This window comes from Pseudomonas sp. TMW22090 (assembly GCF_022496665.1).
GTDB lineage: Bacteria > Pseudomonadota > Gammaproteobacteria > Pseudomonadales > Pseudomonadaceae > Aquipseudomonas > Aquipseudomonas gregormendelii.
This window is the reverse complement of record NZ_SCFH01000028.1, coordinates 1-1,358: the sequence shown is the minus strand read 5'-3', so window position 1 is coordinate 1,358 and position 1,358 is coordinate 1. Positions and strand designations below refer to the sequence as shown.

At 55.8% G+C, this 1,358-nt stretch carries 1 protein-coding gene; it reads right to left on the bottom strand.

Annotation, left to right across the window (positions count from 1 at the left end; all coding sequences use genetic code 11):
• Positions 1 to 273: 273 nt before the first annotated feature.
• Complete coding sequence (locus EQV97_RS28830) at positions 274 to 1,299, bottom strand: IS110-like element IS1383 family transposase (protein ID WP_240890574.1); 1,026 nt, start codon at positions 1,297 to 1,299, stop codon at positions 274 to 276.
• Positions 1,300 to 1,358 lie beyond the last annotated feature (59 nt).

Sequence of the window (1,358 nt, the reverse complement as noted above, 5' to 3'; positions counted from 1 at the left end):
TTAGGGAAACTCTTATATGGACGCCTCCCGGAGCTCAATAGATAGCCATGCTGGCGCATAGGTAGGAGCAGTCTTATATCCGGCCTGTTGTGCAGGCCGAAAAACCTGCTGGCCCTGATGGAATCCGCTGACGAGGCCCTCATCTGAAAATCGAGCTGAAGGCTGTGCCCGTGGCTCATATTCCCTACCAGGTTTACCCCGTCACGGTCTGACCTATTTCGCCATCACGTGCTTACCGCCTGTGCTCCTTGTGAAGTCTGCTGGTTACTGTTTTCAATGCCCCGTAGGGCATGCCGTAAAGAGTTCAGCCCGATACGTAGAGCCCTTGGCCAACACGGCCCAAAGCGTTCTGGCGAGCTTGTTAGCCACTGCAGCGACCGCCACGTTATAAGGCCGCCTGGTTAACAAGCGTTCAACCCACTCTGACCGCTGTCCTCTATTTAGGATCGAGCGAGCGCCATGCATCAACAGCGTTCGCAGATAGGTGTCTCCGCGCTTGCTCAGCCCCAGTTGCCGAACTCTGCCACCGGTGCCCGTTTGTCGAGGAACCAGTCCCAGCCAAGCCGCGAACTGGCGACCAGAATGGAAGGTTGTCGCATCTCCCAGTGAGGCAACAGCGGCTGTAGCGGTCAACAAACCAATTCCGGGAATCTCTGCAATTTTCTGGCAGTCGGAGCTCTCACGCAGGCACTGTTTCAAGCGCAGTTCGATTTTTCGAATTTCCTCATCCAGCTGGATAATCCGCGTCCACTGATCGCGTAGGCTGTCCAATAACATGGAAGGCACTCGATGCTCAGCATCGGCGAAGGCCTCCGGAACGGCTTTACTCAGCTGGGTATAACCTTCTGGCAGCACGACTCCGAATTCGTAAAGCAGCCCACGTAAGCCATTGCTCTGCATGATGCGAAATTTCAGCAACTGGGAGCGGATACGGTGTAGCGAAAGGATCGCCTGCTGATCCGCCTGCTTGATTGCCACCAGGCAAGCGCCGGGCTGCTGCACCGCTGTCCAGATGGCTTGAGCGTCAGCCGCATCGGTCTTGTTTCGCAGCACAAAGGGGCGTACCGAACGAGGGGCGAGTAGTCGTACCTCATGCCCCTGCTGTTGAAGCTGACGCGCCCACCAGTGGGCACTGCCACAGGCCTCAATGGCCACCAAGCTGGTCGGATAATTTGCAAAGAACGCCAGCACTTCATCACGGTGCAGCTTGATACGCTCAATCTTCCCAGTGCATGGGTCAACGGTGTGCAGTTGGAAAACCTTCTTGGCGATGTCCATGCCAATTACGCTATGTTTCATGGTGGATCCTCCTGCTCAAGTGGTGTTTGTTATCCACTCTCCACTCTCCACTCTCCACT